At 33.4% G+C, this 20,913-nt stretch carries 26 protein-coding genes; 21 read left to right on the plus strand and 5 right to left on the minus strand.

The window, feature by feature from the left end:
* Window positions 1-43: 43 nt before the first annotated feature.
* The gene (dnaN, locus tag ACPWSR_RS06985; RefSeq protein WP_426350965.1) at window positions 44-1,144 is read right to left on the minus strand and encodes a DNA polymerase III subunit beta; all 1,101 of its coding nucleotides are present in this window, start codon (window positions 1,142-1,144) and stop codon (window positions 44-46) included.
* A 329-nt stretch (window positions 1,145-1,473) separates the two neighbouring features.
* Window positions 1,474-2,829: a chromosomal replication initiator protein DnaA gene (dnaA, locus tag ACPWSR_RS06990; protein WP_426350966.1), complete on the minus strand. Its 1,356-nt coding sequence runs from the start codon at window positions 2,827-2,829 to the stop codon at window positions 1,474-1,476.
* A 584-nt stretch (window positions 2,830-3,413) separates the two neighbouring features.
* Here dnaA and rpmH point away from each other — a divergent pair.
* The 13 genes from rpmH to ACPWSR_RS07055 all read left to right on the plus strand — a co-directional run bounded on the left by rpmH (window position 3,414) and on the right by ACPWSR_RS07055 (window position 13,286).
* Complete coding sequence (gene rpmH, locus ACPWSR_RS06995) at window positions 3,414-3,548, plus strand: 50S ribosomal protein L34 (protein ID WP_040214767.1); 135 nt, start codon at window positions 3,414-3,416, stop codon at window positions 3,546-3,548.
* A 56-nt stretch (window positions 3,549-3,604) separates the two neighbouring features.
* Window positions 3,605-3,994 (plus strand): ribonuclease P protein component, encoded by a 390-nt coding sequence (rnpA, locus tag ACPWSR_RS07000; protein ID WP_426350967.1) that lies wholly within the window; start codon window positions 3,605-3,607, stop codon window positions 3,992-3,994.
* Window positions 3,969-4,166: a membrane protein insertion efficiency factor YidD gene (gene yidD / locus ACPWSR_RS07005; RefSeq protein ID WP_426350968.1), complete on the plus strand. Its 198-nt coding sequence runs from the start codon at window positions 3,969-3,971 to the stop codon at window positions 4,164-4,166. The genes rnpA and yidD overlap by 26 nt, the downstream gene beginning before the upstream one ends.
* 18 nt (window positions 4,167-4,184) lie before the next feature.
* Window positions 4,185-4,892, plus strand: a complete 708-nt coding sequence (gene yidC, locus ACPWSR_RS07010; protein ID WP_426350969.1) for a membrane protein insertase YidC — start codon at window positions 4,185-4,187, stop codon at window positions 4,890-4,892.
* Window positions 4,893-4,933: 41 nt separating this feature from the next.
* On the plus strand, window positions 4,934-5,560 hold the full coding sequence (gene jag / locus ACPWSR_RS07015) for an RNA-binding cell elongation regulator Jag/EloR (protein ID WP_426350970.1): 627 nt from the start codon (window positions 4,934-4,936) through the stop codon (window positions 5,558-5,560).
* Window positions 5,561-5,759: 199 nt separating this feature from the next.
* Window positions 5,760-7,139, plus strand: a complete 1,380-nt coding sequence (mnmE, locus tag ACPWSR_RS07020) for a tRNA uridine-5-carboxymethylaminomethyl(34) synthesis GTPase MnmE (protein WP_426350971.1) — start codon at window positions 5,760-5,762, stop codon at window positions 7,137-7,139.
* 9 nt (window positions 7,140-7,148) lie between these two features.
* A complete protein-coding gene (gene mnmG / locus ACPWSR_RS07025) occupies window positions 7,149-9,050 on the plus strand; it encodes a tRNA uridine-5-carboxymethylaminomethyl(34) synthesis enzyme MnmG (protein ID WP_426350972.1) in 1,902 nt (633 codons plus the stop codon).
* Window position 9,051: 1 nt separating this feature from the next.
* A complete protein-coding gene (gene rsmG, locus ACPWSR_RS07030; protein ID WP_426350973.1) occupies window positions 9,052-9,771 on the plus strand; it encodes a 16S rRNA (guanine(527)-N(7))-methyltransferase RsmG in 720 nt (239 codons plus the stop codon).
* A 104-nt stretch (window positions 9,772-9,875) separates the two neighbouring features.
* Window positions 9,876-10,664 (plus strand): nucleoid occlusion protein, encoded by a 789-nt coding sequence (locus ACPWSR_RS07035; protein WP_426350974.1) that lies wholly within the window; start codon window positions 9,876-9,878, stop codon window positions 10,662-10,664.
* Window positions 10,665-10,825: 161 nt separating this feature from the next.
* A complete protein-coding gene (locus ACPWSR_RS07040; protein WP_426350975.1) occupies window positions 10,826-11,596 on the plus strand; it encodes a ParA family protein in 771 nt (256 codons plus the stop codon).
* Between the two features lies 1 nt (window position 11,597).
* Entirely contained in the window at window positions 11,598-12,452 is an 855-nt protein-coding gene (locus ACPWSR_RS07045; protein WP_426350976.1) for a ParB/RepB/Spo0J family partition protein, read from the plus strand.
* A 25-nt stretch (window positions 12,453-12,477) separates the two neighbouring features.
* Window positions 12,478-12,984 (plus strand): DUF4446 family protein, encoded by a 507-nt coding sequence (locus ACPWSR_RS07050; RefSeq protein ID WP_426350977.1) that lies wholly within the window; start codon window positions 12,478-12,480, stop codon window positions 12,982-12,984.
* Between the two features lie 50 nt (window positions 12,985-13,034).
* Complete coding sequence (locus tag ACPWSR_RS07055; RefSeq protein WP_426350978.1) at window positions 13,035-13,286, plus strand: YkuS family protein; 252 nt, start codon at window positions 13,035-13,037, stop codon at window positions 13,284-13,286.
* A 35-nt stretch (window positions 13,287-13,321) separates the two neighbouring features.
* On the opposite strand, the gene yyaC is transcribed toward ACPWSR_RS07055, so the two are convergent.
* From yyaC to ACPWSR_RS07070, 3 genes are read right to left on the minus strand one after another with little or no spacing between them, the layout of a single operon-like run.
* The gene (gene yyaC, locus ACPWSR_RS07060; RefSeq protein ID WP_426350979.1) at window positions 13,322-13,984 is read right to left on the minus strand and encodes a spore protease YyaC; all 663 of its coding nucleotides are present in this window, start codon (window positions 13,982-13,984) and stop codon (window positions 13,322-13,324) included.
* A 47-nt stretch (window positions 13,985-14,031) separates the two neighbouring features.
* A complete protein-coding gene (gene ytvI, locus ACPWSR_RS07065) occupies window positions 14,032-15,087 on the minus strand; it encodes a sporulation integral membrane protein YtvI (protein WP_426350980.1) in 1,056 nt (351 codons plus the stop codon).
* Window positions 15,088-15,092: 5 nt separating this feature from the next.
* Window positions 15,093-16,241, minus strand: a complete 1,149-nt coding sequence (locus ACPWSR_RS07070) for an aminotransferase class V-fold PLP-dependent enzyme (protein ID WP_426350981.1) — start codon at window positions 16,239-16,241, stop codon at window positions 15,093-15,095.
* 187 nt (window positions 16,242-16,428) lie between these two features.
* Between ACPWSR_RS07070 and ACPWSR_RS07075 the strand changes: the two genes are divergently transcribed.
* The 8 genes from ACPWSR_RS07075 to ACPWSR_RS07110 all read left to right on the plus strand — a co-directional run bounded on the left by ACPWSR_RS07075 (window position 16,429) and on the right by ACPWSR_RS07110 (window position 20,899).
* A complete protein-coding gene (locus tag ACPWSR_RS07075) occupies window positions 16,429-16,677 on the plus strand; it encodes a DUF3343 domain-containing protein (RefSeq protein ID WP_426350982.1) in 249 nt (82 codons plus the stop codon).
* Between the two features lie 75 nt (window positions 16,678-16,752).
* Window positions 16,753-17,640 (plus strand): mechanosensitive ion channel family protein, encoded by an 888-nt coding sequence (locus ACPWSR_RS07080; protein ID WP_426350983.1) that lies wholly within the window; start codon window positions 16,753-16,755, stop codon window positions 17,638-17,640.
* A 14-nt stretch (window positions 17,641-17,654) separates the two neighbouring features.
* Window positions 17,655-17,846, plus strand: coding sequence for a DUF951 domain-containing protein (locus ACPWSR_RS07085; protein WP_426350984.1), 192 nt, complete (start codon window positions 17,655-17,657; stop codon window positions 17,844-17,846).
* A gap of 183 nt (window positions 17,847-18,029) precedes the next feature.
* Window positions 18,030-18,317 (plus strand): 30S ribosomal protein S6, encoded by a 288-nt coding sequence (rpsF, locus tag ACPWSR_RS07090; protein WP_426350985.1) that lies wholly within the window; start codon window positions 18,030-18,032, stop codon window positions 18,315-18,317.
* Window positions 18,318-18,329: 12 nt separating this feature from the next.
* Window positions 18,330-18,797, plus strand: a complete 468-nt coding sequence (locus ACPWSR_RS07095) for a single-stranded DNA-binding protein (RefSeq protein ID WP_426350986.1) — start codon at window positions 18,330-18,332, stop codon at window positions 18,795-18,797.
* Between the two features lie 27 nt (window positions 18,798-18,824).
* Window positions 18,825-19,082 (plus strand): 30S ribosomal protein S18, encoded by a 258-nt coding sequence (gene rpsR, locus ACPWSR_RS07100; RefSeq protein ID WP_426350987.1) that lies wholly within the window; start codon window positions 18,825-18,827, stop codon window positions 19,080-19,082.
* Between the two features lie 269 nt (window positions 19,083-19,351).
* Window positions 19,352-19,669, plus strand: a complete 318-nt coding sequence (locus ACPWSR_RS07105) for a MazG-like family protein (RefSeq protein WP_426350988.1) — start codon at window positions 19,352-19,354, stop codon at window positions 19,667-19,669.
* A gap of 231 nt (window positions 19,670-19,900) precedes the next feature.
* Entirely contained in the window at window positions 19,901-20,899 is a 999-nt protein-coding gene (locus ACPWSR_RS07110; RefSeq protein WP_426350989.1) for a DUF2232 domain-containing protein, read from the plus strand.
* Window positions 20,900-20,913 lie beyond the last annotated feature (14 nt).

The raw sequence follows: 20,913 nt of genomic DNA on the forward strand, positions 1-20,913 counted from the left end.
ATTTTAAGTGCTATAAGAAAAACTTATAGCACCTCCTCCTTAACTATTTTACTAATCTAACAGGAAGAACTAGATATTTACAGTTATCTATATTCTTATTTTTAATAACACATGGAGTAACGCTAGTGGATAGCTCCATAAGTATCTCATTATCCTCCATTATCTTCATTACGTCAAGAAGGTATTTTGAGTTAAATGCAATTTGAATTCCCTCACCTTGCATATCTGCAGAAACCTCTTCACGAACCTTTCCTAATTGAGAATTGGAGCTGATTACCACGTTGTCCTCTTCGATATCTAATTTTATTAAATTGCTATTTCCATCCTTAGCCATAAGGGAAGCTCTTTCGATTCCATTTAGAATTTCCTGCTTATTAACAGTTACTAAAAGCTTATAATCCTGTGGCAGCAGGGAAGAGTATTTTATAAATTCTCCCTCTAGAAGTCTTGAAATTATTTTAGTTTCTCCCAGGTTAAATAGAATATGATTTGAGGTATAGGTTATTAGAACCTCTTCTTCCTTTTCATCCATTATTTTACTTACTTCATTAAGAGTTTTGCCAGGTATAACAACATTTATACTATTCTCACTATCTACATACTCACTTCTAATAGCTAGTCTATAGCCATCTAAGGCTACTAAATTCAGACTTTTATCCCTTATTTCAAAAAGAACACCTTGAAGTATTGGTCTTGTTTCATCTTGAGCAGTAGCAAATATGGTACCTTTAATCATGTTTTTTAGAAGTGCCTGGCTGATAGATAAATTGGTATCAGCATGAATTTCTGGAATGGATGGATAATCCTCAGCATTCATATATAAAAGATTGAATACTGATTTTTGGCATATTATCTGTAAAATACTGCCTTCTAAAGTTTCAATAAGAATTTCATCATTAGGTAGCTTCCTGATAATTTCTCCCAAAAGTCTTGAATCTACTACTATTTTACCAGGCTCCATTACTTTAGCTTTAGTCTTGGTTTCTATGCTCAAATCAATATCTGAGCCTATAAGAGTAATATTGTCATTAGCTGCATTTATGTATAGTCCTTCTAATATAGGCATTGTGGATTTTCCTGTAATAGCCTTTTGTGCTATAGATATAGCCTCTAATAACTTGCTTTTATCACATAAGAGTTTCATATATAAAACCTCCTTAGGTTATTCACACAGATTTTTTCTAGATTAGGATAGATAATAATATTATTTTTTAGTTGTAGTAGTAGTAGGGGGTGTGGGTTTGTGGATAAGTGGTCTCAGCCTTGAAAATATGAGAAAATAGCTTAAAAAAATATTGTGGATAAGTAAATGATAAAAATTCATCTTATCCACATTATTATAAAATCAGAGCTTACAAAAAACTTATCCACAGGTAATTATAGAGTTATTATTCACCGCTGTGAATATTTACTTTTTATCTTAAGTAAATGGCTTAACAACAGGCTTTTACCACATATATATGTACTAGTGTTTTACTTTTGAGTAAGCTTTTTAGTTAAATCCTTAATTACATTTTCTAAAGCCTCATTGGTCTTAATTTCTTCTGAGATCTTTTCATAGGCATGAATAACGGTGGTATGATCTCTTCCTCCAAATTCTTCTCCTATTTTAGGAAGAGAAAGATCTGTAAGCTTTCTAGCTAGATACATGGCAATCTGTCTAGGAAAGGCTACATTTCTTGTTCTTCTTTGAGATTTCAGCTCTTCTAGCCTTAAATTATAGAAGTTAGCTACTACCTCCTGGATTATATCTATAGTTATGGCTTTTGTTTGCTTGTTTGATATTATATCCTTTAGCGCCTCGGAAGCTAAATCTACCGTTATCTCCCTATTAGTTAAGGAAGAAAAAGCAACGATTCGAATTAGAGCTCCTTCTAGCTCTCTAATATTAGATTTTATTTTTGTAGCTATATATACCATAACCTCATTAGCAATATTTAAATTTTCTACGTCGGCCTTCTTTTTTAATATGGCCATTCTAGTTTCAAAATCTGGCGGCTGCATATCTGCGATGAGACCCCACTCAAAACGAGAACGAAGTCTGTCCTCTAAGGTTGGAATCTCCTTTGGTGGTCTATCACTGGAGAGAATGATCTGCTTGTTTGCGTCATGAAGAGCATTGAAGGTATGGAAGAATTCCTCCTGAGTACTTTCCTTACCAGCTATAAACTGAACATCATCGATAAGCAGAATATCTACATTTCTATATTTATTTCTAAATTCTTCATTTTTATCATGTCTTATTGAGTTAATAAGCTCATTAGTGAACTTTTCTGATGATACATAAACTACCTTTGCTTTAGGATTAGTCTGAAGAACATAATGACCTATTGCATGCATTAAATGGGTTTTTCCCAGTCCAACTCCACCATATATAAATAGAGGATTGTAAGCCCTGGCTGGAGATTCTGCTACGGCTAAGGATGCTGCATGAGCAAATCTATTGCTATTACCTATAACAAAAGAGTCAAAGGTATACTTGGGATTTAGGGTAGCAGACATTTCATCATTTACTACCACCGAATTTTTAGGCTTCTCTTTTTTTTCGTCAATCTTTGCCTGTTCTTCTATAGCTTCCTCAGAAAAGGTTGCAAAGACTATATTATATTTTTTAGATGATACCTGTTTAATAGCATTGGCTACTAAATCCTTATACCTTGATTCAATTATTTCCTTAGTAAAATCATTAGGAACTCCCAGACGTATAGTATCATTGGATACAGAAAGAGGTTCACAGCTCTTAATCCAAGTATTATAGCTAACTTCTGTTAATTCGCCCCTTAGTATATTCAGGGTTTTATCCCATAGATCTTTCAATTGGGCATCCATATTGTATCCTCCGGTTTTATTATTGTAAGAAGTCATGATCAAATAAATGTATCAACAACTTATAAACAGAATAGTTTTCTCATTATAATCATATAGACTAATGTAGGTAAAATTATTCACATGTTAATAACTTTGTGAGATATTCTTATATAATAATGTTATCCACAAGATGATAATATATAATAATTAACACCATACACAGATGATAAAAACTTATTTTTCATATAAAAAATAAAAAATAAGTCTTATATAAAGAAATATTAAACAAGTTATACACAATGTTATCAACAGCTGTGGATAACTTGTTTAAAAAATAAGTTATTCACAATTCATATCTAATAATAACACATAAAATTATCCCCATTCAATAACTTATCCACAAATAGTTGATATTTTATACTAATTATCAACAGCTCTTATCCAAAAGAAGATGAAATTCTATTATAATTATCCTCATAACTATTCTTGACAGTATTAATTGATGAATATATAATTATAAGGTAAATCTATAATATTTATGAACCTAAGATTCGTATAGTAGATATATTGCTATAAATATTGTGTAGCAAGGAGGTGGAGATAATATGTTTATGACATATCAGCCAAAAAAGAAGCAGAGAAAGAGAGAGCATGGCTTTAGAAAAAGAATGAGCACTCTATCTGGAAGAAACGTGCTTAAGAGAAGAAGACAAAAGGGAAGAAAAAGATTGACAGCATAAGGGCCGCAATTGTGGCCTTTTTCTGCAATAGCAGAAAAAAGGAGAATCTATTTCTAATGAAACAATATAGATTAAGAAAGAACCTTGAATTTAGGTTGGTTTATAGAAGAGGTAAGTCTTATTCTAATAATCTGCTTGTATTATATGTAATGAAAAATAGAAGAAACAAAGATGAAAGCCATAAGGAATTTAATAAGGTAGGTATTTCCGTCAGCAAGAAGGTTGGAAAAAGCGTTATTAGAAGTAGAGTAAAGAGACTTATAAGTGAAAGCTATAGATTAAATAAGAATACCTTAAAAGAAGGGTATGATTTTGTATTTGTAGCTAGAAGTTCTGCTAGTACTAGCTCCTATAAGGAAATCGAGGATGCTATGAATAAATTATTCAAAAAGGCAGGCTTAATAATTAATGAAAAAGTTAATGATAAAGATAATAAAGTTTTATAGAAAATATCTATCGCCTCTTAAAGCACCAAGCTGCAGATTCTATCCGACCTGCTCCCAATATGCTTTAGAGGCAATTGAGAAGTATGGTGCTTTTAAGGGAGGATTTATGAGTATTAAGAGAATACTCAAATGTCATCCTTTTCATGATGGGGGTTATGACCCGGTTAAATAGCTTTAGGAGGTTTAGATTTTGAAAATTATACAAGATTTTTTACAATACCTATTTGATGTTGTCCACAAGGGATTAAATGCAATAGGTATAACTGATGCTGGTTTAGCTTATGTGCTGGCAATAGCAGTTTTAACATTACTTATTAAAATAGTATTACTACCTTTAAACATAAAACAAATGAGATCACAAGCTGCTATGCAGGAAATTCAGCCTGAGCTTAAAAAGCTTCAAGACAAATACAAAAATGATCCACAAAAGCAGCAGGCAGAAATGATGAAGCTATATAAGGAGCATAATGTAAGTCCTTTTAGTGGATGTCTTCCACTTATAATACAAATGCCTATACTATTTGCGTTGTATTATGTATTCCAAAAAATAGATTTTGGTGGAGCAACCTTCTTAGGAATAGATTTAGCTGCTAATAATAGTGCTATTGGAATACCATTTTCATTAATACTTCCAATACTTGCTGGTGCTTCTACTTATCTATCATCCTGGTTATTGCAGAGAAATAACAGCAATAAAAATAACAATAATAATAATGCAGCTCCAGCTATGAATATGGGTGGAATGAATATAGGTATGTCTATATTTATGGGAGTTATGGCCTTTAACTTTAAGTCAGCTCTGGTTATGTATTGGATAATCAATAGCTTACTGCAGGCCCTACAATCCTACTTATTAGTCATTTTACCTGCTAAGAGAAAGGCAAAAGAAGCTAAATAGCTTTATATAATTAATTTAGAGGTAAGGTGGGTGAATAGGGTATGAAGGTAATAGAGATTACTGGTAAAAGCGTCGATGATGCTATAAAGAATGCTTTATCAGAGCTAAATGTTACAGAGGATAAGATTGAAGTGGAAGTTATTGATGAAGGTAACAAAGGCTTATTTAAGATTATTGGTGTTAAACCAGCCAAGATTCGTGTTACGGTAAAGAGAGATTATATTTATGAAGCCAAGGTCTTTTTAAGAGATGTTTTAGATGCCATGGGAGTAAAGGCAGAAATCAGAATTAAAGAGGACAATGATATCATTAGTATAAATTTAACTGGACCTAATATGGGGGTTATAATTGGTTATAGAGGAGAAACACTGGATGCTCTTCAATATCTTATAAGCTTAGTAGTCAATAAAGGTCACGACATAGAATATAAGAGAGTTATATTAGATACAGAAAATTATAGAACTAAGAGACAGGAAACCTTAAAGAGATTAGCTGAAAAAACAGCCTATAAGGTTAAGAAAAATGGAAAAAGCTTTAAGCTTGAACCCATGAACCCATACGAAAGAAGAATTATACACTCAGCTCTTCAGGATAATCCTTTTGTTAAGACCCATAGTGAAGGTGAAGAGCCTTATAGAAGAGTGGTTGTTGATTTAAAGAAAGATTAGATTATAAAAGAAAGCCCCATGGCTTTCTTTTTAATTGTTTGAGAATAGCTAGGAAAATTAAGCTTTATTTGGGTTTAATTTTTATTAACATATATATGTACTTTTAATTAGATAAATATTAGTATAAGATGAGAGTGAAAATTACTTAAGTGCCATTAAGTTTATTATACATTTTAACCTTAGATAAGGAGGATAATCAATGAAGGAATTTGATACTATTGCTGCCATAGCCACGGCTTTAGGAGAAGGTGGCATATCAATAATCCGAGTTTCTGGTGATAAGGCATTAGACATTGTTTCTTCAATCTTCAAGGGTAAAAATCACAGAAGTATTAAGGATATAAAAAGCTATACCATGAGGTATGGTCATATTGTAGAAAAAGGTACTGATAGCGTTATAGATGAGGTTATTGTGAGCTTTATGAAGGGGCCTAAGAGCTATACCGCTGAAGATACAATAGAGATAAACTGCCACGGGGGAGTTATATCTTCCAATAGAATTCTTGAAGAGGTAATTAAGGCTGGTGCTCGCCATGCTGAGCCTGGTGAATTTACTAAAAGAGCTTTTTTAAATGGAAGAATTGATTTAACTCAAGCGGAGGCGGTTATAGATATAATAAGATCTAAAACAGATTTATCCATGAAGTCTGCTATGCTTCAGAGTGAAGGGAGACTTTCCCGGGAAATAAGTAGGCTCAGTGAGGTGCTTTTAAATGTTTTAGCTCTGATAGAATTTGTTGTGGATTTTACTGAGGATGATGAAGAACCTGATGACCATACACCAGTTTTAGTAAAAAATAAGCTGGAGGAAGTAATAAAGGAAATAGACAATCTATTAAAGACCTCTAATGAAGGGAAAATTCTTCGAGAAGGCTTAAATATTGTTATTATAGGAAAACCAAATGTTGGAAAATCATCTCTATTAAATGCTCTTCTTATGGAGAATAGAGCCATTGTTACAGATATTCCAGGAACCACAAGAGACGTAATAGAGGAATATTTGAGCTTAGATGGCATACCTATAAAAATTACTGACACTGCTGGTATTAGAGATACTAAGGATGTAGTGGAAAGAATAGGTGTAGAAAGATCCAAGGAAAAGATAAGCCAGGCGGATTTAATAGTTTTAATGCTTGATTTAAGCAGGGCTTTAGAGGAAGAGGATAAAGAGATTATTGAATTTATAAAGGATAAAAAATATCTTTTACTCTTAAATAAAACAGACTTAGAAAGAAGACTTGAGATACCTTCAGAGGTTTCATTAGTAAATAGCATTGAAATCTCTGCAGTAGCAGGAACAGGTCTTGAAGAATTGAAGCAGAAGATTAAGGATATGTTCTTCAATGGTGAGATAAACACTGAGGGCGTTATGATAACAAATGTTAGACACAAGGAAGCTTTATATAGGGCTTTAGAAGGCTGCAATACAGCTCTAGAGCAGGTAAAGCAGGGAGCTTATCTGGACTTAGTTTCCATATATGTAACCAGTGCTTTGAAGGCCTTAGGAGAAATCACCGGTGCTGAGATTCAAGAGGACCTAGTAAATAAGATATTCTCAAGCTTCTGTGTAGGAAAGTAGGTGAATAAAATGAGTTATATTGGTGGAAATTATGATGTAGTGGTAATTGGAGGAGGTCATGCCGGCTCAGAGGCAGCCTTAGCTTCAGCGAGAATGGGGCTTAAAACTCTTATGTGTACCATGAATTTAGATAGCATTGCTTTTATGCCCTGTAATCCTAATATAGGAGGAACTGCCAAGGGACATCTAGTTAGAGAAATAGATGCCTTAGGTGGAGAAATGGGTATTAATATAGATCATACTTATATTCAGAGCAGAATGCTCAATACCTCAAAGGGACCAGCGGTTCATTCTCTTAGAGCTCAGGCAGATAAGAGAAAATATCAGGAGAGAATGAAGAAGGTTATTGAGGAGCAGGAAAATCTTGATTTAAAGCAAACCGAAGTAGTAAAGATACTAGCAGAGGACAATCAGGTAAAGGGTATAGTAACCAGAACTGGAGCTATATATAACTGTAAATCCATAGTAGTTGCTACTGGTACCTATTTAAGAAGTAGGATTATATTAGGAGAGGTTAATTATAATAGTGGTCCTAATGGATTCTTCCCAGCTAATGAGCTTTCTCAAAGTCTTATAGAATTAGGTCTTCCACTTAGAAGATTTAAAACAGGAACTCCAGCTAGAGTTAACAAGCGTTCTGTAGATTTTACTAAGATGTCAGAACAAAAGGGTGATGAGAAGATAGTACCCTTCTCTTTCATGAGCAATCCTGCGGAGATTAAGAGAGAGCAAATATCCTGTTATTTAACTTATACAACGCCAGATACCTTAAAGATAATTAAGGATAATATAGATAGATCCCCTATGTATAATGGAGTTATCGAGGGGGTAGGACCTAGATACTGTCCTTCTATAGAAGATAAGGCCATGAGATTCCCTGATAAGCAGCAGCATCAGATATTTATTGAGCCTGAGGGTGAAAATACTGATGAGATGTACGTTCAAGGAATGTCTAGCTCTCTTCCAGAAGAAATACAGCTACAGATGCTAAAGACTGTAATAGGACTAGAGAATGTTGAGATGATGAGAACAGGCTATGCAATAGAATATGATTGTATAGATCCTTTAGAGCTTCTTCCTACTTTAGAATTTAAAAAAGTAAAAGGTCTGTTTGGTGCAGGTCAGCTTAATGGAACCTCTGGTTATGAAGAGGCTGCCTGTCAGGGACTTATTGCAGGAATTAATGCAGCTCTCTATGCTAAGGATGAGGAGCAGCTGATTCTTACAAGATCCGATGCTTATATCGGTGTATTAATAGATGATTTAGTTACTAAGGGAACCAATGAGCCTTATAGAATGATGACCTCAAGAGCTGAATATAGACTTCTATTAAGACAAGACAATGCCGATTTAAGATTAACAGAAATAGGAAGACGCATAGGCTTAGTTTCTGATGAACGCTATGAAAGCTTTACTAAGAGAAAGCTTCAGATAGAAGAGGAAGTAGAAAGAATTAAAAAGGTTCAAGTGACTAACAAGGTTGAAAACAATGAGTTCTTAGTAACTTTAAATTCTGCGGAGCTTAAAAAGCCAATCAGCCTATATGAGCTTATTAAGAGACCAGAGCTTGATTACTTTTCAGTAGCACCTCTGGATACTGATAGACCTAAGCTTCCTGAGGATGTAATGGAGCAGGTTAGTATTATATCAAAATATGAAGGCTATATTGAAAAGCAGCTAGAGCAGGTAAGACAGTTTAAGAAGCTAGAAAATAGAAGGCTACCAGAGGATTTAAACTATCAGGATATAAAGGGACTCAGGATAGAAGCTACTCAAAAGCTTAGTCAGATAAGACCTATAAACATTGGTCAGGCATCAAGAATATCAGGTGTTTCTCCTGCAGATATTTCAGTACTTCTCATTTACTTAGAGCAATATAACAAAATTCATTCTAACAAAATGGAGGAATAGAATGGAATACTATGATATAATTAAACGGGCAGCAGATGATGTTCATATGGAGTTCACAATAGTGCAGTATGAGCAGTTTATAACCTATAAGGAATTATTAAAGGAATGGAATAATAAGATGAATCTTACAGCCATAACTGAGGATGAAGGAATTATTAAGAAGCATTTTATTGATTCTATAAAAGCCTTTAAGGCAGAGCCTTTTAAAACCTGTAATAGTCTTATAGATGTTGGGTCAGGAGCAGGATTTCCTGGAATTCCAATAGGTATTATGAGGCCTGATCTTTCAATAGTATTATTAGATTCATTAAATAAGAGAGTTACTTTTTTAAATACAGTGGCTGAGGAGCTTGGACTTAAAAATATTAAAGCGATACATGGTAGAGCAGAAGAGGAAAGCAGAAAAAAAGAACATAGAGAGAAATATGATGTTGCTACCTCTAGAGCTGTGGCCAATATGAGCTCCTTAAGTGAATTTTGCATCCCCTTTGTGAGAAAGGGTGGATATTTTATTCCCCTTAAGGGACCTGCAATAGAGGAAGAAATAACCACTTCAACCAAGGCTATTAAATTATTGGGAGCTAACCTTGAAGAGATAATTCCTGTGAATATTGAGGATAGCGATTTAAAGCATAATCTTGTAGTGGTTAAGAAGATAGGTAATACACCAAGCCTTTATCCAAGAAAGGCTGCATCAATTCAAAAGAAGCCGATTGTCTAAATTTGTTTATATATGTAGAACATTTTTTTGAGAAAAATAAAGGAAATATATCAACTTTGTAGAATTGTAAATAAAAGGAAATTTTTAACGGGTGAGGGATAGCTGTGGAGATACGAAATGAGATTTTATTAATTAACGTTAATATGATAGTACCTAATATTTATCAACCTAGAAAATATTTTAATAATGTTTCATTGCAGGAATTAGCAGACTCAATAAAGCATAATGGAATATTACAGCCGCTTTCAGTGAGGCAAATGGGTGAAAGATATGAATTAGTTGCTGGAGAGCGTAGATGGAGAGCTGCTAAATCTATAGGATTAGATAAAGTTCCATGTACTATATTAGATATAACAGATAAACAAGCAGCAGAGCTCGCCTTACTGGAGAATCTTCAGAGGGAAGACCTAAATTTCATTGAAGAAGCTGAAGCATACTATAACCTAATTAATGAGCATGGATTTACTCAGGAGCAGCTAGCTATAAGAATGGGAAAAAAGCAATCAACCATTGCTAATAAGTTGAGATTATTGAAGCTCTCGGCTTCCGTGAGACTTCTACTTTTAGAAAATAGTCTTACTGAAAGACATGCTAGAGCATTACTTCCTTTGTTGGATGAAGAGCTTCAGGTTAAAATTGTTAAGAAGGTAATCAAATGTAATTTAACGGTAAAGGAAACTGAAGCATTAGTTAATAAGGAGCTTCTTAAGCTAAAAGGTGAAGAATTAAACACTGGTAAGAAGAATAATTTAAAAGGTGTATTTTCGTCAAAAATATACATAAATTCAATTAAGCAAGTTTTTGACAAGTTTAATATCCCAGCAGATTATAAGTCTAAGGATTGTGGTGATTTTGTTCAAATCACTGTTACCATACCAAAGAGCAAAAGTTAATGTTTCACGTGAAACAAAAGCAGTTTTTCGCTGCTTTTGTTTTTTTTATTTGCCTTTTCTTATAAAGTTCTTTAATAATTCCTTGTGGGAATATATAATAAGATTATAAGATCACTAGGAGGTGTAATAAACTATACTTTTAGAAAAGGTAGGTATATTTAATGAAGATAATTTCTATATTTAATCAAAAGGGTGGAGTAGGTAAAACTACCTCCAATATTAATTTGTGTTCATATTTAGCTTTAGAAGGATATAAGGTTCTTGCAATTGATATAGATCCACAAGGTAATACCACTAGCGGTCTTGGTTTTGATAAGCATAAAATAGAGAAGTCTACATATGATGTTTTGACTAGTGATACAGAGCTTAAAGATGTGATAATACAAAGTCAGCTATTAGAAAACTTATATTTGGCACCTTCAATAATGGAGCTGGCAGGAGCTGAGGTAGAGCTTACTGTTTCTAATAGCAGAGAAACAATCCTTAAGAAAAAGCTAAGAAGCATTGATGGTGAGTATGATTTTGTTTTTATAGATTGTCCTCCGTCTCTGGGAATATTGACTATTAATGCACTTACAGCATCAGATTCAGTGTTGATTCCCATACAGAGTGAATTTTATGCTCTTGAGGGGGTAGGTCAGTTAATTAATACAATACAGCTTGTAAAGAAATCACTTAATAAGGATTTGGAGGTTGAGGGAGTATTCTTAACCATGTTTGATGGCCGTACAAATCTAAGTAATGATGTAAAAAATGAAGTTAAGAAGTATTTTAATAATAAAGTATATAACACTACAATTCCACGTAATGTTAGGCTAGCAGAAGCTCCAAGTTTTGGACTTCCAATAGTACTATATGATCAGAGATGCAAGGGTGCTGAAGCTTATGAGGATTTAACTAAGGAATTTGTAAAGAGACAAGGAGTGAATTAATTTGGTTAAAAAGCACGGCTTAGGAAGAGGTCTTGGTGCTTTAATTCCTGAGCAGGAAGAAAAGAGCAATGAAGATGAAAAGAAAAGCTTGATGATAGATATCAATAGTATCAAACCTAATTCTGAACAGCCAAGAAAAACCTTTGATGAAGAAAAGATTTTAGCTCTCAGTGAATCTATAAAGGAATATGGTATTATCCAACCACTTGTTTTAAATAAGGTTGATAATAACTATATAATTGTGGCTGGAGAAAGAAGATGGAGAGCTGCAAAAAAAGCAGGTATTAATGAAGTTCCAGCTGTTATAATGAACTTATCTGATAAAGAAATACTAGAGATATCCTTAATAGAGAACATTCAAAGGCAAGATTTGAATCCTATTGAAGAAGCTGTAGCTTATAAGAAGCTCATGGACGAGTTTTCTCTTACCCAAGAAGAGCTAAGTACAAGAATAGGTAAATCTAGAACAGCTATAACAAACACTTTAAGACTTATGAACTTAGATTCTAGAGTTCAAGAATATATTATTGATGGAGTTTTATCAGAGGGTCATGGAAGAGCATTATTAGGAATAACTGATAAAGAGCTTCAATATAAAACAGCACAAAAAGTCATTGATGAAAAGCTTTCTGTGAGACAATTAGAAGCTATAGTTAAGCAGTTAGGTAGAGAAAAAATAACGAAAGAGAAGAAGGAAGATATATATAATCCTTATTATAGAGATATTGAAAGTCGATTTGAGAGTCTTTTAGGTACTAAAGTAAATATAGATGCAAAAAAGAATAAAGGTAAGATTGAGATAGAATATTATTCTGAGGATGACTTACAAAGAATAATTGATATCTTAAAAATTTAAGGTTTCACGTGAAACATGTGGAGGGATGAATAACTTGCAGAATGTAATAGACATAATATCAGAATATCAATTGTATATAGTAATTGCTCTGATTCTTCTAGTATTATTGCTGATGATCCTAGTGATTGTCGCTTATAGCTCTTTAAATAGGATTGAAAAAAGATATAGAAAGCTCATGCGTGGAACCAATAATAAAAGCTTGGAGGAAATGCTCATTCAATACCTTGATAATTCCCAGGAAGCAGTGAGGATATCTTCTGAAGCTAGAGCGGAAAGTGAGTATATTAAGTCACAGCTTGAAAATTGTCTTAAGAAGGTAGCTATTAAGAGATATAAGGCTTTTGAGGATATTGGTAGCGATTTAAGCTATTCAATTGCCCTACTCAATGAGAAGAATGATGGTATCATTTTGACCGGAATATTTGGAAGACAGGAAACAACCTCTTATGCAAAACCTATTGATAAGGGTATTTCAAGATACGATTTATCTGAAGAAGAAAAAGCTGTATTAAAGGATGCCATGAATCAATAAGAATAAAAGACCTCCTTTAGGGAATAATTACCCTAAGGGAGGTCTTATTTATGAATTTATATGTATGTGAGGGCTTGGAAAGTTTAAAAAGTAAGTTAGAGGAAAGAGGCTACAATACTAATGTGTATGGGAATGATCAATATGATGCTATTATTTGCAATATAAAAGATATAGACTTAGCTTCTCTAAATATAATTAATAATATAAAACATGAGGGGACCTTAATAATTGATGTAGGCAGTAAAAGCATTGATGATATTGAGTACATATTATACAATAGATCTTATTCATCATTATTCTGATATGTTTCACGTGAAACAATGATTAAAAAGCGTTATTACTCTATATTTTGATATGTTTCACGTGAAACAATAAATTTTAAAATACCATTATATATTATTTCAGCAATAGATACTACAGTGAAAAGTCTAGTATTCTGTAATGTTGTGAAGGAATCTCCACTTAAAGAATTAACTACTGCTGTAATGCTAATATCACCTATAGGCATTAGCTTCTTATTAAGTGCTGAACCAGGATAAAGTGGGCCTCTTTCTACATATATATTACCTATAGAATTACTTGAACCTAGACAGGCATCTATTGCGATAATAAATCTCTTAGGATATAAATTGTTAATCTGTTCTGCTGTGCTGTGAAGATTTTTTCCATGAACCGGTGAACTCAGAGTGCCTAGTATTAAAGGAGTGCTATCAGTGAGCTCCATTAACTTATAGCCTACTATTGGGCCTAGAGAATCCCCTGTTGCTCTATCAGTTCCAATACATAATATTATAATATCCTTTAGGGGGATACTCCTATCAATTAAAGTATCTAATGCATTATATACATCTACTGCAGCAGAAGAGAGAGATGAGGAAATAGTTAAAGGGTAACGCTTTTCTATAATATTATTATAAGAAGCCGCCTTTGTTAAGTTTGATTTCCTGTGCTGAACTAATGTGATGTAGTTTTTTACTAAATGATTGAAAATATTCTTCATAAAAAAACCTCCTTCTTAGATACTAACCAAAGAAGAAGGTTTTATACTTAAATTACCTTTAATTCGTTAAGCACTGTATAAAATACCACTAAAAACATAAAGAATAACATTCCTAAAACTCCACCAGCTTCAATTCCTATAAAAATAGCTGCCAGGACTGCTAGTGGATTAAGTCCTAGGGTAGTTGACATAATTTTAGGCTCGATAATCTGTCTAACTACCATAACTATAATCCATAGTATTAAAAGTGCAAGTCCTGTAAAATAATTTCCTTGAAGAAAATTGATTAAAGCCAATGGAATATAAACAATAGCCATACCTAATATGGGCATTATATCAAAAATACCACAAAGAAGGCTTAATAAAAATGCATAAGGTATCCTTAATATAGTAAAGCCGATTAAAGTAGCTAAAAAGGTTATAAACACTATTAATAGATAGGATAAAGAAAAGTTAAATATCATTTTTCTCATCTCTAGAGCTATTTCCACAGTCCTATTAACCTTAATCCCTGCTACTTTAAGTATATTCTTGCTATGAGGAGAGATCAAATTTAAGGTTATATAATAGGTGGCTAATAAAGTAAATATTATTACCATGGCTATGTAAGGAACGGAACCTAATATAGCAAGTATTTTTTGGATGATAAGAGTACTTAAATTAACAGTAGTGGCCACTACTGAAGCAGCAGTATCAGAAATAGAGCTTTCTAGAGAGCTTAAAATATTTGAATCAATATTTATAATAAAGGTATCATTTAGCTTCATTAAATTATCATATAATGAATTAGCTAAGTTACCTATGTATTCTGGAATAAACTTTGTTAAGCTTACCGTCTCATTAATTATTGCTGTTCCACATAAAAATATAGTACCTATAAGTATAATAAAAAAAACTATAGATGACAAAAGGGAAGCAAGCCATGGTTTAATCTTAAAGGTCATTGTAAGATAATAAGCTGGTTTCCTACATATAAGCGCAAAGATTATTCCTAATACAAAGGGTAGAGTGTATTTTAAGGTATTAAAAAATAGATAAAAAATCAGAGAATAAAGAAGGAAAAAAACTGCAGTTCGTTCTCCCTTTTTGATATAAGCTTCCATATTTATCAACTCCTTAGTAGATTATTCAATGCACTTAAAGTAAGCTCTATATCCTTCTCTGTATTGAAGTAGCCTAAGCTGAATCTTAAGGTGCCTGAGGGGTAGGTGCCTATGGTTTTATGAGCTAGTGGGGCACAATGTAAGCCTACGCGAGTCATAATATTATATTCAGTATCTAATAAATAGCCAATTTCAGATATTTCTCTTCCATCAAAAGTCATAGAAACTACCCCAGTGTTTACAGAGCTTTCATGACAAAATAAATTAATTCTATCAATTTCTTTTAACCCATTGATAAATTTATTGGTGAGTTCTGACTTTTTATGCCGAATAGCTTCTGTCCCAGTTTTCATAACAAAGTCAATTCCAGCATGTAGTCCAAAGAGTCCAGGTCCGTTGAGGGTTCCACTCTCAAATTTATCTGGAAGAAAGTCTGGTTGAAGGGTGCTAGAGGACAGGCTTCCTGTTCCCCCAAGAATAGTAGAGCTAGCGATGTTATTAAGAGCATCATCTATGAGAAATCCACCAGTTCCCTGTGGTCCCATTAAACCTTTGTGTCCGGTAAAGGCTATAGCATTTGCCCCTAAGGCCTTGAAATCAACAGGAAGAATACCAGCTGTTTGAGCCGAATCGATAATAAAATATATATTATTACATTTACATAATTTACCAATATCCTTTAAAGGCTGAACAGTACCAGTGACATTAGAGCCATGGGATAAAATGATTAGCTTTGTTCTTGGATTTATGTATGATTTTAATAGCTCTGTGGAAACTAGACCATTATCATCTGCTGGGACTATGTCCAGCTCTATACCTAATTTATCCTTAGCTGCTATAAGCGGCCTCAGTACAGAATTATGTTCCATTGAGGAAGTTATTACATGCCAGCCAGGCTTAAGGATACCCTGCAGAAGAATATTTAGGGAGTAGGTTATATTGGGGGTGAAAATTACATGATCAGGCTTATCAAAGTTAAAAAGCTTGCAGAGGAGCTCACGGCAGTTATATATCCTCCTGCTTGTCTCTAATGAAGAATAATAGCTTCCTCTACCAGAGTTACTACCAATATTATTCATAAAATCTACCATTGCTTTTGTAACAGCTGGTGGTTTCGGAAAAGAGGTAGCACCATTATCTAGATAAATTTTCAAGTTAAAACCTCCAAATGACATTATTTTCATTAATTATATTATACTATTGTGAATCTAAGATAAATAGATGGTATTTCACAAGTAAAAAATATTTAAACTTTATACTATCTAAGGGAAAATTGATAATATATACTTATAATAGAATATAACCAGTATTAAGCTAATTAAACAGATGGAGGATACATCAATGGAAAATTACTACATAATAGTTTTCACGAATACCCATAATGCCATAGAGGCAGAAAGGGCTATTAAAGGAGAAGGGTTTCCAATCGGTATAATGCCTACTCCTTCACATATAACACAAAGCTGTGGTATAAGTATTAGATTTAGAGAAGAAAACTTACCTTCCATAAAAAGGTTAATAGAGGAAGATAAGATTCATATAAAGCATATATATCATAAAACAGAGATTGGTTTTCAAGAAGTATTATAGAGAAATTAAAAACTGTAATAGGATTATTGTTGATATCTAGAATTATATAAAGCTATTTAAAGGATGGGGTGAAAAATGTTAGCTAATATGTTAGCTTCAAGCACAGGAAAGAGATATTTAGAAATTTTTGGCTTGGAGGTTATAAATAGTGATATGCTAATAAGCTGGGGAAAAACAGTATTAAAAATAATAATTATAGGGATAATAATGATCTTTGTAATTAAAATTGGAAATAAGCTAATAGACAAAGTTGTGAAGAAACAGGTGGAAAGCAGGGGGAGATTCAGCTTAGATAGTAAAAAAGCCTATACCTTTGGTAGTATTCTGAAGAGTATTTTAAGATATGCTACTTATTTTTTTGGTATAACAGCCATACTCTCTATGATATTTGGACCTATAAGCATAACAATAGCTAGTATTGGTGGTGTTGCTATAGGTTTAGGATCTCAGTCACTGGTTAAAGATATAATAAATGGCTTATTTATATTATTTGAAAATCAGTTTTCAGTGGGAGACTATATTATTGTAGGAAGCTACAGGGGTATAGTAGAGGATATAGGCCTAAGAACTACATTGCTTAAGGACTTTAATGGTGATATCCATATAATACCTAATAGCGCTATTGCAGAAGTGACTAACAAATCTGTAGCAGATTCAAGAATGCAGGTAGATGTTCAGATTGCATATGAAGAGGATGCAGAAAGAGCAATGAAAATTATTGATAGTGTTTGTGAGGAGTTTTCTAAGAATAAGGAAGAGATAGTAGAGCCTCCTAAGGTGGTTGGCTTAACCAGTCTTAATGAGTTTTGTGCTACTATTAGGGTATTAGGAAAGTCTAGGCCAATGATGAACTGGGCATTGGAAAATGAGCTAAGAATGCTTATAAAAAATGAGTTGAAGGTTAAGGGAGTAGAAGTGCCTTACACAAAAACCAGGATAATTGGGGAAGAGTCAGTTAAATAAAGGAGGAACAGTATTTGGATAAGAATTTTGATATCGGTGATGTGGTACAGATGAAAAAGCAGCATCCTTGTGGCACAGATAAATGGGAAATAATAAGAGTTGGAGCAGATATAAAAATAAAGTGCACTGGCTGTGGAAGGATAGTAATGCTTCCTAGGAGCAAGTTTGAAAAGGATATGAAGAAGGTTGTCACAGAAGCCTTATAGGATAATTAGAATAGTAGAAAAGCCTGGTATAGCAGATATATTCAAAATTCTAGCTATCAAGGATACACAAAAGATCTTAGTTGAAAAACACTTGCAATGAAAGAAAATAAATGATATAATTTCATGATGTAATCCCTGCTGTGAAAATCACAGCCGTTAGTCCAGAGGGAGGAGGTGGAATAGATGAGAAAGTATGAAACTATATTCATAGCACACCCATCTTTAGATGATGAAGCTGTTAAGGCTTTAACTGAAAAGTTTAAGGGTGTTATTGAAAATGGTGGTGGAACTATTGACAATGTTGATGTTTGGGGTAAGAGAAAGTTAGCTTACGAAATCAGCAAGGTTAATGATGGGTTCTACACTCTTATAAACTTCAGCGCAACTCCAGAATTACCAAGAGAGTTAGACAGAGTTTTCAGAATCACTGATGGTGTTATAAGACATATCATTATTAAAGAAGAGAAATAAGGGGGTTCTTAAATGAACAAGGTTGTACTTATAGGTAGACTAACAAAAGACCCTGAACTTCGATTTGCTGCAGGTAGTGGTACTGCTGTTACTAATTTTACCTTAGCTGTGAACAGACCAAGAGGAAAAGATGGCCAGACTTCAGCAGATTTTATCAATTGCGTAGCATTTGGTAAAACTGGCGAAACTATAGCACAGTACTTAACTAAGGGAAGACAGCTTGCTGTTTTCGGAAATATAAGAACAGGTAGCTATGAGGCTCAGGATGGAACAAAGAGATATACTACAGATGTATATGTAGAAGGCTTTGATTTCATTGATTCTGGTAATTCAGAGCGTGGTGGAATGAATAGAAGCAGTAGCAACAATAACAATAGCTTCGGAAACTCCGATTTTAATAGTGGTGCCGATAGCTTTGGCAGCAGCTCTTATAATAATGACGATATGACGCCAATCGATGATGGAGATATACCATTCTAATTCTAAAATAGTAAGGAGGTAAGAAGGATGAGCGAAAAGAGAGAGCCTAGAAGAGGCAACGGAAGAGGCCCAAGAAGAGCTAAGAGAAAAGTTTGCGCTTTTTGTGTAGATAAGGCTACTAGCATTGATTATAAAGATATCGGAAAGCTAAGAAAGTATGTTACTGAAAGAGGTAAGATTCTTCCAAGAAGAATTTCCGGAACTTGCGCTAAGCATCAGAGACAGTTAACTGAATCTGTTAAGAGAGCAAGAAACATAGCTTTATTACCTTTCACAACAGAGTAAGATAATAACGATAAGGGACACTTGGCAATCAAGTGCCCTTTTTTGTTCACTTAGAAATTATATTATCTTTACAAAAGAGCTATCTTAGGGGAAAGATTAGTTGCATAAATATTGAAAAAAAACTACAATTAGAGTATACGTCCTAATAAACTTCAGAGCACCTTTATACTATAGTTAGATAATTTAGATGTCCTATACTTTGTATAACCTATACTGCCATTTAGGATTAAAAACATTATAATAATATTTTTATGGTATAAGGAGGAGCTATGAGTAAGGAAAATTTTAATATTATGTCTGATGTGAAGATAATTGAAGATTTAAAAGCACAGCTCATTTGTGTTGTTGGAGAGTTTTTTATGCTGCTTACTAAAGGAAGTAAGGTAGCGCAGGAAGCAGTACTAGAATGTATTTCCGGGGCAATAATTATACTGTATCTTCTGGCAGATAAGCATGGATATTCTCACTCTTCAGTAGATGAAACTATTCAAAAGAAGCTGAAGCTTGGAATCATAGAGGAAGATTATATAGAAAAGGAAGGAAGAAATTTATCGAGGTTATATAATCATTTTAAGGGGAAAAACTAAGTTAAGAGCAGAGAAGAGAGAATAGAGAATAGAGCAAAAGATAGGAGCAGGTAAGAGGTAAGAAGTAAAAGATAAAAGAGAAGAGAGAATAGAGAATAGAGCAAAAGATAAGAGCAACTAAGAGGTAAGAAGTAAAAGATAAAAGAGAAGAGAGAATAGAGAATAGAGCAAAAGATAAGAGATAAAGGATTTTAGATTTTAAATTGAGTTAACTTGGGAGAAAATAAAGGTATGCAGAATAGTAAAAGCGCTAAACCAGTAGTTGAAGCAGGGATTTTATCGGCAATAATTGTAGTTTTAATGATTGTAAATTTTACTTTTCCTGTCTTGGGGACTGTAAGTATGTTTATACTACCTATCCCCATGACTATATTAACAGTGAAGCATGATGTGAAAATAGCTTTTGTTGCTTTGCTGGCCAGTACTATTTTAGGATCTGTTTTAATTGGGCCCCTGGCAGCTGGTTCTACTTTACTTTTATATGGACCTATAGGTATAACCTTGGGTTATTGTGTTAAAAGAGGAGTAGAGGCTGCATCTTCAATCCAGCTGACCATTATAGGTGCGCTGGTAGGAATCATTGGTCAAATTTTAATATATGCTTATTTGATAATGGGAACAAATTTAAAGGGAGCTTTGAGAGGATTTTATGATATTATTATGGAATCCGTATCGATGACAAAAGAAATGTATGAATCTCTAGGGGTGAGTCTGGAGGGAAATCCTGCTTTTGATATGCTCTCAGCATTTACCTTTGAGGATTTTTTGCTTTTAATCATTCCTGTAACCTTGGTAACTGCAATAGTAATGGCTTTTTTAAACTATATAATATCAAGAGATATACTTAGGAGAATGAACATACAACTGAAGCCTTTACCAAGATTCAGTGAATGGTATATAGACAATAGATATCTAGCTGGTTTGATAATATTCCTTTGTTTAGGTATTATATTACAGAGGAGTGATATTTATCTAGGGGAATATCTTGAGGTTACGGCAATGTATCTTTTGAATTTAGTTTTAACTGTTATTGGTATTAGTGCAGTTTCTTACTTTTTCATGAATAAACTACATGTTTCAAGAATGTTCACTGTAATTATATTGATTTTTATTTTCAATAGCTTTGGGGCAATATTAATGATTTTTGGCTTTGTAGAAACTATTATGGATGGAAGGGATATAGCACCTGCTAGTTTAAGAAAATTAATTACTAGTAAGTTTGAAAAATAATAGCCTCAATATAC

The organism is Alloiococcus sp. CFN-8 (assembly GCF_049943125.1).
Lineage (GTDB): Bacteria > Bacillota > Clostridia > Clostridiales > Clostridiaceae > JAEXZL01.